Source organism: Streptomyces sp. NPDC041784, from assembly GCF_055591025.1.
Map to the genome: position 1 here is coordinate 252330 of NZ_JBVJAB010000009.1, position 11627 is coordinate 263956.

Sequence of the window (11627 nt, forward strand, 5' to 3'; positions counted from 1 at the left end):
TCTGTCGGCACCCGGGAGCGATCGCTAGGCTGGCCCGCGGACGACGAACCGGGAGGAGCACGGACGTGGCCGAGAGCACCATCCAGCAGCAGCCGCTCACGGGCTGGGACAAGCCGGAGCTGGACCTCAGCAACGCCGAGTGGCAGTCCAGCAGCCAGGGGCGGGGGGATGTCCAGATCGCCTTCGTCGAGGGATTCGTCGCGATGCGCAACAGCGAGCGCCCCGAGAGTCCCTCCCTGATCTTCACCCCCGCCGAGTGGGGCGCGTTCGTGTCGGGCGCGCGAGAGGGGGAGTTCGACCTCACCTGAGACCGCCGGGACCCGTCGGCCGGGATCATTTTCCGGACACGCGACCTCGTACGCCCTCCTGGGGCCCCGCCTGGGCAAGGCTGGCCCCCAGCAGGACACTGGTCGTATTCCGGAGGTGAGGACCATGAGCACCCTGCCGGTCGTCGTGGCGGTCGACGGTTCCGAGAACAGCCTGCGCGCCCTGGACTGGGCGCTGGACGCCGCCCGGCGGCGCGGCGCCTCGTTGCGCGTGGTCCACGTCCGTCACCACTCCGCCTGGACCCCGCCCGGCGCCCCCGTCGTCGTACCCCCGTCGGCCGACGACGACCCGGTGCTCGCCGACGCCCGCGCCCGCCTCGCGGCGGCCGGCGACGGGCCGCCGCCGGAGTACCTGGGCCTGGACGGCGCGCCCGGCGCGCTGCTGCCCGGACTGGGCGCCGAGGCCCAGCTGCTGGTGCTCGGCTCCCGGGGCCGCGGCGGCTTCGCCAGCCTGCTGCTCGGCTCCAACGGGATGACCGCGGCCCGGGACTCCGAGTGCCCGGTCGTCGTGGTGCCCCCGCCCGGCCGCGAGGTCGACGACGTGCTGCCGGCCGAGCCCGGAGCCCGGGTGGTCGTGGGCCTGAAGGTCGACGCCCCCGACGACGCCACCCTCGGCCTCGCCTTCACCGAGGCGGCCCTGCGCGGCGCCCGCGTCCAGGTGCTCGCCGCCTACCCCTGGCCGATCCAGAGCTGGGTCGCCCCCGGTGACCTCGCCCTGCCGGTCTACGACCAGGACGCCGTCGAACACGAGACCCGCACCCTCGTCGACGGCTTCCTCGCCCCGCACCGCGAACGCCACCCCGACGTCCAGGTGGAGCCCTACCCGGCCCCCGGCGACGCCGCCGGCCTTCTCGTCGCCGCCTCGAAGGACGCCGCCCTGGTCGTCGTGGGCCGCCACCGCCGGCGTCTCCTGGCCCCCACCCGCATGCTGGGCTCGGTCACCCACGCGGTCCTCCTCCACGCGGCGAGCCCGGTCGCGGTGGTGCCCCCCGCACCGGCCGAGGAATGACCCACCACCGGGCGGCGGAGGGCGGGATGCGAAGGCCCCGCCACCACCGGCGACGACAGGCGGCCCGCACGACGCCGACGGCACCCGTGCACGTACCATGGCGGCATGTCGTTCCTCCGCCGCCGCAGCGCCACCCCCGCCGGCCCCGACTTCGACGTACTGGCCATGGATCCGGGCGACTGGCCCGGAAATCTCGGCGCCGGGCTGCTGCCCGCCCCCGACGGCACCTGCCAGGGCGTCTTCCTGCGCTACGACCTGTTCGGCGGCCGCGGCCCCGCGATGATCATCGGCAATCTCCCCGAGGGCTCCCCGGCCCGCGAGGTCGCCGAGGGCGAGATCCCCTTCGAGGTGGCCCAGCTGCTGCTGGCACTGGAGAACGACGAGGAGGTCACGGTCGTCGGCGTCGAGGACATGCCCGTCATGCAGGGCGACAACCTGCTGATCGTGCGGCGGCTGAAGCTGTCCGAGGGCCGGATCGCCTGTGTGCAGTTCGACCGCAGCGACAACGTCCTGGTGACCATCGCCGCCTGGGACCGCCCTATCACCGACGACCTGTACGCCCTGCTGAAGCCGCTCCCGGCGGAGCTGTTCCAGCAGGGCTGAGGCCCGCCCGTCAGGCGGCCGGGACGAGTGTCACGTCGGCGGCGCGGACGAACGCCACCCGGTGGCCGTACTGGATCTCGTAGTACAGGTCCTTGCCCACCACGACCCGGTGCGTGCCGATGTCGTAGCTGACCGCGTAGTAGTACTCGCCCGCGACCTTGTCGCCGGCCACGTACCGCTGCCCCTTCGGCAGGGTGTACGGCAGCGGTGACACGGCCTGGGCGGGCACCCCCGGCGGATAGGCCGACGCCTCCGGGTAGGCGCGCCCGTACACCGGGACACTGGCCGCACCCGCCTTCGGTGTGATCATGCGGCCGGTCGAGGGCACCGCCGTGGGCTGCCCGGCCGGGTTCCTGAACCACGCCTTCCGGCCGAGGTACCAGATCGCCGTCCAGTCGCCCCAGGTGTCGGCGACGGCGTACTGCTGGCCGGTGGAGACCCGGGACGAGATGTCGTTGACACCGGTCGTCGGGGCCCCGCCCCGGCCGACGTCCTTGATCAGGGCCGACTTCTCGTCGTGGTCGGTGTACAGCCGCACCTCGCTGGAGCCGTGCGCCGCGCACGGCTGCCCCTTGGTGACACAGTCCGTGTAGACCGGCCGGTTGGCGGCGTAGTCCGGCCGGATCGTCACCACGCCGGTGCTCTTGCCTGCCGTGGCCTCCAGCGGCTTGCCGAGCAGCTCGAAGTAGTGCCGCCAGTCCCAGTACGGGCCCGGGTCGGTGTGCATTCCCGGGACGGCCGCGGTGGTTCCGCCGGGCACGTTGTCATGGCCCAGGATGTGCTGCCGGTCCAGCGGGACGCCGTGCTTCGCCGCCAGATGGGTGACCAGCCGGGCCGACGACTTGTACATCGCCTCCGTGTACCAGGAGTCCGGCTGGGCGAGGAAGCCCTCGTGCTCCAAGCCGATCGACTTGGCGTTGACGTACCAGTTGCCCGAGTGCCAGGCCACGTCCTTCGCCTTCACGTGCTGCGCGATGTGGCCGTCGGTGGAGCGCAGGGAGTAGTTCCAGGAGACGTAGGTGGGGTCCTGCACCAGATTGATGACGCCGGCCCAGCCGCCCTCGGTGTCGTGGACGACGATGTACCGGATCGACTGGGACGCCGGGCGGTCGCCCACGTCGTGGTTGCCCCAGTCGCCGTCGCCGAACTCCTCGTAGGGCGCCGGGATCCACTCGCAGGCCACGGTCGTGGGGCACTCGGTGCCCGCTGCGGACGCCGCGCGCAGACCCGCGCGGGCCAGCTGGGCGGTGTCCGGGACGACGGCGGGCCGCGCGGCCAGGGCCATCACCTGACCGGCGTCCGTGGTGCGCTTCTGGCCGGTGCGCAGCACGTCGTACACGTCGTCGGCGTACCGGGCGGCCGTCGCGGTGTCGTCCGCGCCGGAGAAGCGGGCCACCGCGCCGTACCACGCGGCCGGGTCGGCGCTCAGCGGCTCGCCCAGCTCCCGCTGGGCGGCGGCGAGCAGGGCGGCGCCGCCGCGCACATTGGCCGTGGGGTCCGTGCGCAGCTCCTCGGGGCTCAGACCGGTCAGCTCGGCCGCCCTCGGAAGGGTCGTCAGCCGGGCCGGCAGCTCCTCGGGCGAGGGCAGTCGCGGTTCGGGGTGCAGGGGGGCGCGGGCGGTGTCGCCGCGGGGGTCCTCGGTGTCCGTGCCGTGGTGCGCGGCCGTGGCGAGTGCGGTGCCGGCGTCGGTGAGGTGCATCGGGCCGTAGCCGCCGGTCACGCTCGGCGCCCCGCCGTGCCCGTCCCAGCGGGACTGGAGATAGGAGACGGCCAGCAGCACGCTCTGCGGCACCTGGTACTCGGCGGCCGCGGCGACGAAGGACCGCTGAAGGCCGTACACCGAGGACTCGGCGGACGCGGACCCGGCGAAGGCGGACCGAGCGGCCGAGGGCTGGGCGGCCGTGGAGGGCGTCGCGCCGAGCAGAGGCAGCAGCAGAGCCGCCGACGCGACGGCGCCTGCGGCTCTCCGGGTGGATCTGAGGGGCCGTCCGGGGGGCCCGGGGGGAATGAGGGGCTTTCGCAACGCTGCCTCCTGGGGCGGGCGGGGCGGGGGAGTGCGGCGCGCCGGGGCGTGGCGCATGTCGTCCCGGTTTGCCGACAACCCGTCAATCATGCCCACAAACAGGGGGTTTCCCTTGTCAAGACACCGTTCTCGGTCATCGGACGTACGAAGGTCCGCGATGCGTCGCCGTTTGGACGCACCGCGGACCTTCGTCCCCTCAGCGAGTGCCGACCGCCGCGCGCACGGCCCGGCGGGCCAGCTGGCAGTCGTCGTGCAGCCGCCGCAGCAGCAGCCGCTGTTCCTCGCCGGACGGCGCGGCACCCGGGTGGGCCGGCCCCGGTGCCGTCGGGGTCGTGTCGTGCATCGAACGCTGCACGGCCGTCTCGTACGTACGGATCTCCCGGGTCAGCACCAGCATCAGGTTCACCAGGAACGCGTCCCGGGACGCCGGTCCCGCGGACTGGGCGAGCTGGCTGATCTGACGGCGTGCCACCGGTGCGTCCCCGAGCACCGACCACAGCGTCGCCAGGTCGTAGCCCGGCAGATACCAGCCCGCGTGCTCCCAGTCCACCAGCACTGGACCGGCCGGGGACAGCAGGATGTTCGACAGGAGGGCGTCGCCGTGGCAGAACTGGCCCATGCCCTGCCGGCCCGCGGAGGTCGCGATGCCGTGCAGCAGCTTCTGGAGGTCGCCCATGTCCCGGTCGGTGAGCAGCCCCAGCTCGTGGTAGCGGGAGATCCGGGCCGCGTAGTCCAGCGGGGCGTCGAACGTGCCGGCCGGTGGCCGCCAGGCGTTCAGCCGGCAGACCGCGCCGAGCGCCGCCCTGATGTCCGCGCGCGACGGGGCTTCGGCCGGGTGGCGCTGGAGCGCCGCCACCCGGCCGGTCATCCGTTCGATGACCAGGGTGCAGTTGTCCGGGTCCGCCGCGATCAGTCTCGGCGCGCGCACCGGGGGGCGCTGCCGGACGAACGTGCGGTACGCCGCTATTTCGTGCCGGATCCGCTCGGCCCACACGGGGGAGTGGTCCAGTAAACACTTCGCGACGGCCGTGCTGCGTCCGGTGGTGCCGACCAGAAGGACGGACCGGCCGCTGCGGCGCAGCACCTGGACCGGGGCGAACTCCGGGCAGATCCGGTGCACCGAGGCGATCGCCGTGCGCAGTTGGGCGCCCTGGGGGCCGGACAGGTCGAGCCGTCCGCTCAGCTGTTGTGTGCCGGGCCCCGCGGGGCGGCGCACACCGCCCGCGCCGAGCACGGGGGCCGCCGTTCGCGCGGGGGCGAGGTAGGGGCCGCCGCCGCCCGGGCGGGGGTGCAGCGACCGGGGCGGGGCGGACACGGAGGACGATGCTGCGTACATGGGCGAAACAGATCCCTTCGTGTGCCTGATGTCAGAACGCTGCCCCGACCGGTCCTCGTGGGTGCACCCTGGGGAATGTCCCTCGGCGACCGGGTCGGGGTGGCGCTTTCCTACCTGACACCCGATGCCCAGTGGCACACCATCTGGCGGACCCTGGCGAACCCTGGCGAATAGTCGCCCGGCACCTTCCCCCGGGCTACTGTCAACTCAGCCGAGAACCTGGGGGCTTGACGTGAGCGGACAACCCAACACCCGCCTTGCGGACCTGTTCGGCCTGGCCGGCTGGTCCAAGGGTGAACTCGCGAGGCTGGTCAACCGGCAGGCGGCGGCCATGGGCCACCCCCAGCTGTCGACCGACACCTCCCGGGTGCGGCGGTGGATCGACATGGGAGAGATCCCGCGCGATCCGGTGCCGCGGGTGCTGGCGGCTCTGTTCACCGAGCGTCTCGGCCGTGTCGTGACCATCGAGGACCTCGGTCTGGTCCGGCACGGGCGTACAGGGAAACGGCCCGGCGGCGGGAATGTGGAACATCCCGACGGTGTGCCGTGGGCGCCCGAACGGACTGCTGCGGTCCTCACCGAATTCACGGGAATGGACCTCATGCTCAACCGACGCGGCTTGGTGGGCGCGGGTGCCGCGCTCGCCGCGGGATCAGCACTCAGCAGTGCCATGTACGACTGGCTGCACACCGACCCCACCCTCTCCGCCGACGCTCCCGTCATCGACCACTCCCTCCTCCACCATGCCGACCCCGCCGGGTTCGACCGCTACGAGGCCGCCCCCATCGGGACGGAGGAGATCGAGGAACTGGAGCGCTCGGTCGAGGTGTTCCGAGCCTGGGACGCGGCCCGCGGGGGCGGGCTGCAACGCAAGGCCGTCGTGGGACAGCTCAACGAGGTGGGCGGCATGCTCGCCTACCACCACCCCACCCATCTCCAGCGGCGCCTGTGGGGCGTCGCCGCCAACCTCGCCGTCCTCGCGGGCTGGATGTCGCACGACGTCGGCCTGGAGCCCACGGCCCAGAAGTACTTCGTCATCGCCGCCCATGCGGCCCGGGAGGGCGGTGACCGGCCGCGGGCCGGCGAGGCGCTCTCGCGGGCGGCCCGTCAGATGGTCCATCTCGGCCGGCCCGACGAGGCCCTGGACCTGATGAAGCTCGCCCAGTCCGGAGCCGGCGACAACGTGCTGCCCCGCACCCGGGCGATGTTCCACACCATCGAGGCCTGGGCGCAGGCCTCCATGGGCAAGGGCCAGGCCATGCGCCGCACCCTCGGCCGGGCGGAGGACCTCTTCGTCTCCGAGAAGGGCGAGCTGGAACAACCGCCCTGGATGCAGACCTTCAAGGACGAGGATCTGTACGGGATGCAGGCCCTGGCCTACCGCACACTGGCCGAGTTCGAGCCCCAGGCGGCCACGCACGCCCAGTACTACGCGGAGAAGGCCCTGGCGCTGCGCGTCGACGGGCGGGAGCGGTCGAAGATCTTCGACCATCTGTCCATGGCCTCGGCCTGCTTCATCGCCGACGACCCCGAACAGGCGGACCGGTACGCCCGGTTGGCCCTGGTGTCGATGGGCTCGAACTCCTCCCGGCGCACCTGGGACCGGCTGCGCGAGATGTACCGGCTGACCGCGGAGTACGCCAGCTACCCGAGGATCAGCGAACTGCGCGAACAGATCGTGCTGGCACTGCCGAAGACGAAGGGAGGCAGGGGCAGCACCAGCGCCCAGGCGTAGCCGAGCCGCGGTTCCGAGCCGCTTCCCGCTTCCCGGTGGCCGACCGGTTGAGGTGTCGACCGGCTAGGGGGTCACCCGGGCGACGAGCACACAGGCGTCGTCCTCGCGCTCGCTCGCGCCGAACTCCGCCACGACGGCCCGCAGGCAGTCCTGTGCGGTGCGCGCCTCGCGGAGGCGGGGGGCGAGGTCGAGGAGCCGGTGCGGTGTGTCCGTGTGCCCCGGTCCGGCGGCGTGCCCCGGTGCGGCGGTCGGCAACAGTCCGGCGGTGTGCAGCAGGAGCAGATCGCCCGCTTCGAGGGTCACCTCGGCCTGCCCGTAGACGGCGCCCGAGGTGGCGCCGAGGAGAACGCCGTCGGGGGTGTCCAGCCGGCGTCCCGTCCCGTCGCGGTACAGCAGCGGGGCGGGGTGTCCGGCCTGTGCCCAGGTCAGGGTGCGGGTGTCGGGGCGGTAGCGGCAGCAGACGGCGCCGGCCAGGGCCGGCTGCACGGTGGAGTCCAGTAACTGGTTGAGCCAGGACATCAGTTGGGCGGGCGCGGTGCCCGCCATCGCCATGCCGCGCAGGGCGCCCAGCATCATCGCCATGCTCGAGGTGACGGCCGGGCCGTGCCCGGTGAGGTCGCCGACGCTCAGCAGTGTCTGGCCGTCGGGGAGTTCGAGCGCGTCGTACCAGTCGCCGCCGATCAGGGAACTCGTCGAGGCGGGCAGGTACTGCGCGGCGAGGTCGAGGGAGCCGTGGCCCTGGCGCGGGAGCCGAAGGGAGCCGCGCCAGGGCGGCAGCACGGCCTCCTGCAACTCGACCGCGAGCCGGTGTTCGCGCTGCGTGTCCTGCCGGTGGCGGTGGAGCGAGTCATGGGTCTCGCGCACCTCCCGGCGGCGGCTGCGCAGTTCGCTGACGTCGCGCAGCACGGCCCACATCGTGGCGGTGGCGCCGTCGGCGTCGAGCACGGGCTCGCCCATCATGTGCAGGGTGCGCACCTCGCCGTCCGGCCGGACGACGCGGAACTCGCCGTCGATGGGCCGGGCGTCGACGAGGCAGTCCGTCACCATGGCCGTCAGCTTCGGCCGGTCCTCGTCGAGGACCAGCGACGGCAGTTCGTCGAGGGTGAGCGCGGGGGCGGCCGGGTCGCGGCCGAGGATCCGGTGGAGTTCCTCGGACCACACGGCGTCGTCCGTCAGCAGGTTCCACTCCGCGCTGCCGACCCGGCTGAGCAGCGAGCCGCGCCGGGAGGCGGCCGGCGCGGCGGCCGCCACGGCCGCGGCCGGGCCGTCCCGCAGCTGGGCCAGGTGGGCGTCGAGGTCGTTGAGCTGGTGCAGCGCCAGGTCGTAGAGCGCGCGCTGCCAGCGCCCCTGCGGGTCCGCCGTGTCCCCCGGCGCGTCCCGTCGTACGGCGTCCACGTCTCCCTTGAGCCGTCGCGTCTGCGTGATCAGCGCGTCGACCGAGCCGCGTCCCGGCGGCTGGGCGGCGGGGTGGTCCGCGGAGCGAGGGGACGACATGACGCGACTCCGATGCGGGAACGGTCCGACGAAGGGGACGGAAGGGCCGTTACGACTGTTGCACAGCGCGCGACGCCGTGTAAGGGATTTGGCAACACACGATTCGGTGGTGCTTCTGGCATATGCCACAGTCTTCAAGGGGTGGCCGGGGTACGTCCGAAGGTCGCCCGGTCGGGGGTGCAAGTCGTAGGTGGCGTACGTGACTTGAGGGACCTGTGGGGGGTCTGGGGTGGTCGTCAGTCGGGTGTTCGACGGTCGTGTGTTCCCCTGTCTGGACAGCGTGACACAGGTCACATAATTCATCCGTGGTTCCGCGTAATGCGAAGGGCCCCATCGGGGTCGTACAAGCATGGACATCACCCTCGAACAGCCCGTCCGCGCCCGCCTGATCACCGGGGAGGACCAGGAGCTGCCGGTTCCCGCCACGCTCCGCTACGCCTCCACCGATCCCTTCGCCGTGTACCTCGACTTCCCGCCGGAGGTCTCCCTGGCCGGCGAGGGCGTCACCTGGACCTTCGCCCGCGCCCTGCTGGAGGAGGGGCTGCGCGGGCCGGCCGGGAGCGGGGACGTGCACATCTGGCCGTGCGGCCGGTCCCGGACGGTCGTGGAGTTCCACTCACCGCTCGGGATGGCCCTGCTCCAGTTCGACACCCCCGCGCTCAACCGGTTCCTGCTGCGCAGCTACGCCGTGGTCGCGGCGGGCCGGGAGGATGTCGGCGCCGCCGTCGACCAGGGACTGCAGGCGCTGCTCGGCAATGTCTGACGCGGGCCCGGTCTCAGTGGCCGGTCACCGCGTACAGCTCCGGGCGCGCGGCGAGGTCCACGGCCACGCGCGCGCCGTTCTCCAGGGAGGTGACCCCGGCCTCGGCGACGACGGAGGCCGCGTAGCCGTCCCAGGCGGTCGGGCCGGTGACCCGGCCCCGCCGGGTGGCGTCGACCCAGGCCTGTACCTCACGGTCGTAGGCGTCCACGAACCGGACCAGGTAGTCCTGGGGGACCTCCGCCCCGGCCGTGCCCGTGGCGGTCACCAGCAGGCCGTGGTCGTCGCCGATCCGCGCGCTGCCCCGCTCGCACACCGCCTCGCAGCGCACCTGGTAGCCGAACCCGCAGTTGACGAAGACCTCCACGTCGACCAGCGCGCCCCGCTCGGTCTCGAAGAGCACGAACTGCGGGTCGAGCAGACCCCCGGGCGCGCCCGAGGAGGGGCGCGGCCGCAGCACGCTCACCGCCGTCAGCTCCTGGCCCAGCAGCCAGCGGGCCGCGTCGATCTCGTGCGACACCGAGCTGTTGATCAGCATGTCGCTGGTGAAGTCCGGCGGCGAGGAGACGTTGCGGTGGACGCAGTGCAGCATCAGCGGACGCCCGAGCCGGCCGTCGTCCAGCAGCGCCTTCAGCCGGCGGTACTCGGCGTCGTAGCGCCGCATGAACCCGATCTGGGCCAGCCGCCGCCCCAGCCGGGCCTCCGCCTCGACCACGCGCAGCGCGCCCGCCGAGTCCGGCACCATCGGCTTCTCGCACAGCACCGGAAGTCCGCGCGCGAAGGCCGCGAGCAGCGCCTCCTCGTGCGCCGGCCCGGGGGAGGCGATCAGCACGGCCTCGACGCCCGGCGCGTCCAGCGCGGCCTCGGCCTCCGTATGGACGAAGGCCCCGTCGATCCCGGCGACGGCCTCCTTCGCGCGGGCGGCGTCGGGGTCGGCGACCGCGGCCACCCGAGCCCCGTTCACCACGCGGTCGAGGCGCCGTACGTGGTCGGCTCCCATGTGTCCGGCGCCCAGTACCGCCACGCCCAGCAGGTCACCCACGCGCGCCTCCCTCTCAGCCGACGATCACGCCGTAGCGTACGCCGGTGGAGTGAGAGGGCCGGTGGTCAGTAGCGCAGGACGCCCGCGATCCCGGCGGCGTCGCCGAGGGTGCCGTCCGGGACGAACCGCACGTCGGCGCCGGTCTCCAGGCACTGCTCGACGATCTCGTCCACGATGTCCTCGCGGGCGTCGAGGTCGCCGCTCAGGGCCGGGACCAGATGGGCGCCGTCGTCGCGCACCGTCACCCGGTAGTTCTCCTCGACGGCCAGCAGCCGCACCCGGCCCTCCCGCGCGTTCTGCCAGACCTCGTCGACGCCGGCCGCGAACCGCTTGCGCCCGAGGGCCGATTCGAGTTCCCGCTGGACCGTGTCCACGCTTCTGCCGGCCTCGGCGGCGACCAGGGGCCGTACCGCCTGCCACACCGCGTCGGGGGTGCCGTGCGAGAGTCCGCCGTGCGGGACGTGCACGGCGTCCCTGGTGACGGTGCCGATCTCCTCGAGCGCCGACAGGGCCGCCTGTTCGCCGGTGACGTACAGCGGCCGCGGGTCCGCGCGCAGCAGGCGGCTCATCGCCGCGTCGGCCTCACGCAGGAAGTGGCGGGTGTCCTCGTCGCGGAACGCGCTCGGGAGGTCGCCGATCTGTTCCTGGCGCTCGGCGTCGAAGTTCTGGCGGCCATTGGCCCGCGGGAAGCCGGCGGAGTGCTGCTCGGTGACCCGGTCGACGCCGCCGTTCCACAGCGTGACGCGGTCCGGGGAGACCGACAGCACCCAGAACGGCCGTTCGGCGGCCTGTGCGGAGACCAGGTTGCGGGTGAGGAAGGTGTCCGAGAGCACGACGCGCTCCGGTACCGGCCGGGCCAGGGACCACACCTGGTGCTCGCCGGGCGCGGCGAAGATGACCAGGCCGTCCTCGGTGTGCGCCAGGTCGACCTCGGCCAGGGCGCGGTCGAGCTGGTCGGCGACGTCGGCACGCCGTTCGCGGGTGACCGACGGATCGGACTCCAGCTGCTTCTTGGCCTCGGCCACGACATTGCGCAGCCGGACCCGGTCCTGGCTGTTCTCGGGTTCCCGGCGGTGGGTGGGCGTCAGGACGGACACCGCGGGATAGGGGCGGGGGCGCCGCAGTTCGGAGAGTGTCGCGGGGCTGAGTGCGTGCTCCATATGAGCACCATAGGACTGATTCGTCCTTCGGGCATGGCGTGCTCCGTCCGGCTGAACGCCGGGGGCTCCGTGAGGGCTCCGTGGCCAGGGGGTTTCCGGCTCGATTTCCGTCAACCCTGTTGGATACGTAGGGTTTACA

General features: G+C 73.1%; 10 protein-coding genes. 5 read left to right on the forward strand and 5 right to left on the reverse strand.

Features of this window, described 5'->3' with window-relative positions:
- Positions 1-65: 65 nt before the first annotated feature.
- The 3 genes from ACZ6D7_RS21525 to ACZ6D7_RS21535 all read left to right on the forward strand — a co-directional run bounded on the left by ACZ6D7_RS21525 (position 66) and on the right by ACZ6D7_RS21535 (position 1938).
- Positions 66-308 (forward strand): DUF397 domain-containing protein, encoded by a 243-nt coding sequence (locus tag ACZ6D7_RS21525; protein ID WP_469492769.1) that lies wholly within the window; start codon positions 66-68, stop codon positions 306-308.
- A 124-nt stretch (positions 309-432) separates the two neighbouring features.
- The gene (locus ACZ6D7_RS21530; protein WP_469492772.1) at positions 433-1335 is read left to right on the forward strand and encodes a universal stress protein; all 903 of its coding nucleotides are present in this window, start codon (positions 433-435) and stop codon (positions 1333-1335) included.
- 105 nt (positions 1336-1440) lie between these two features.
- On the forward strand, positions 1441-1938 hold the full coding sequence (locus tag ACZ6D7_RS21535; protein ID WP_469492775.1) for a hypothetical protein: 498 nt from the start codon (positions 1441-1443) through the stop codon (positions 1936-1938).
- A 10-nt stretch (positions 1939-1948) separates the two neighbouring features.
- Here ACZ6D7_RS21535 and ACZ6D7_RS21540 read toward each other — a convergent pair whose 3' ends face one another.
- Together ACZ6D7_RS21540 and ACZ6D7_RS21545 are read right to left on the reverse strand one after the other, a co-directional pair.
- On the reverse strand, positions 1949-4018 hold the full coding sequence (locus ACZ6D7_RS21540; protein ID WP_469493052.1) for an N-acetylmuramoyl-L-alanine amidase: 2070 nt from the start codon (positions 4016-4018) through the stop codon (positions 1949-1951).
- 139 nt (positions 4019-4157) lie between these two features.
- A complete protein-coding gene (locus ACZ6D7_RS21545; protein WP_469492778.1) occupies positions 4158-5297 on the reverse strand; it encodes an aminoglycoside phosphotransferase family protein in 1140 nt (379 codons plus the stop codon).
- 232 nt (positions 5298-5529) lie between these two features.
- Here ACZ6D7_RS21545 and ACZ6D7_RS21550 point away from each other — a divergent pair, with 232 nt between their 5' ends.
- Complete coding sequence (locus ACZ6D7_RS21550) at positions 5530-7032, forward strand: DNA-binding protein NsdB (RefSeq protein WP_469492780.1); 1503 nt, start codon at positions 5530-5532, stop codon at positions 7030-7032.
- Between the two features lie 63 nt (positions 7033-7095).
- Here the strand turns inward: ACZ6D7_RS21550 and ACZ6D7_RS21555 are convergent, their stop codons facing one another.
- Positions 7096-8526: a PP2C family protein-serine/threonine phosphatase gene (locus ACZ6D7_RS21555; protein WP_469492782.1), complete on the reverse strand. Its 1431-nt coding sequence runs from the start codon at positions 8524-8526 to the stop codon at positions 7096-7098.
- A gap of 349 nt (positions 8527-8875) precedes the next feature.
- On the opposite strand from ACZ6D7_RS21555, the gene ACZ6D7_RS21560 reads away from it, so the two are divergent.
- Positions 8876-9289 (forward strand): SsgA family sporulation/cell division regulator, encoded by a 414-nt coding sequence (locus ACZ6D7_RS21560; RefSeq protein WP_469492784.1) that lies wholly within the window; start codon positions 8876-8878, stop codon positions 9287-9289.
- Between the two features lie 13 nt (positions 9290-9302).
- Here the strand turns inward: ACZ6D7_RS21560 and ACZ6D7_RS21565 are convergent, their stop codons facing one another.
- Both ACZ6D7_RS21565 and ACZ6D7_RS21570 read right to left on the reverse strand, forming a co-directional pair.
- Positions 9303-10328, reverse strand: coding sequence for a Gfo/Idh/MocA family protein (locus ACZ6D7_RS21565; protein ID WP_469492786.1), 1026 nt, complete (start codon positions 10326-10328; stop codon positions 9303-9305).
- Positions 10329-10393: 65 nt separating this feature from the next.
- Positions 10394-11488, reverse strand: coding sequence for a baeRF3 domain-containing protein (locus ACZ6D7_RS21570; protein ID WP_469492789.1), 1095 nt, complete (start codon positions 11486-11488; stop codon positions 10394-10396).
- Positions 11489-11627: the final 139 nt, after the last annotated feature.

Excerpts from the sequence above, each read along its gene's own strand:
- ACZ6D7_RS21545 (WP_469492778.1), bottom strand. The coding sequence starts at position 5,297 with ATGTACGCAGCATCGTCCTCCGTGTCCGCCCCGCCCCGGTCGCTGCAC.
- ACZ6D7_RS21570 (WP_469492789.1), bottom strand. The coding sequence starts at position 11,488 with ATGGAGCACGCACTCAGCCCCGCGACACTCTCCGAACTGCGGCGCCCC.
- ACZ6D7_RS21560 (WP_469492784.1), top strand. The coding sequence starts at position 8,876 with ATGGACATCACCCTCGAACAGCCCGTCCGCGCCCGCCTGATCACCGGG.
- ACZ6D7_RS21555 (WP_469492782.1), bottom strand. The coding sequence starts at position 8,526 with ATGTCGTCCCCTCGCTCCGCGGACCACCCCGCCGCCCAGCCGCCGGGA.
- ACZ6D7_RS21530 (WP_469492772.1), top strand. The coding sequence starts at position 433 with ATGAGCACCCTGCCGGTCGTCGTGGCGGTCGACGGTTCCGAGAACAGC.
- ACZ6D7_RS21540 (WP_469493052.1), bottom strand. The coding sequence starts at position 4,018 with ATGCGCCACGCCCCGGCGCGCCGCACTCCCCCGCCCCGCCCGCCCCAG.
- ACZ6D7_RS21535 (WP_469492775.1), top strand. The coding sequence starts at position 1,441 with ATGTCGTTCCTCCGCCGCCGCAGCGCCACCCCCGCCGGCCCCGACTTC.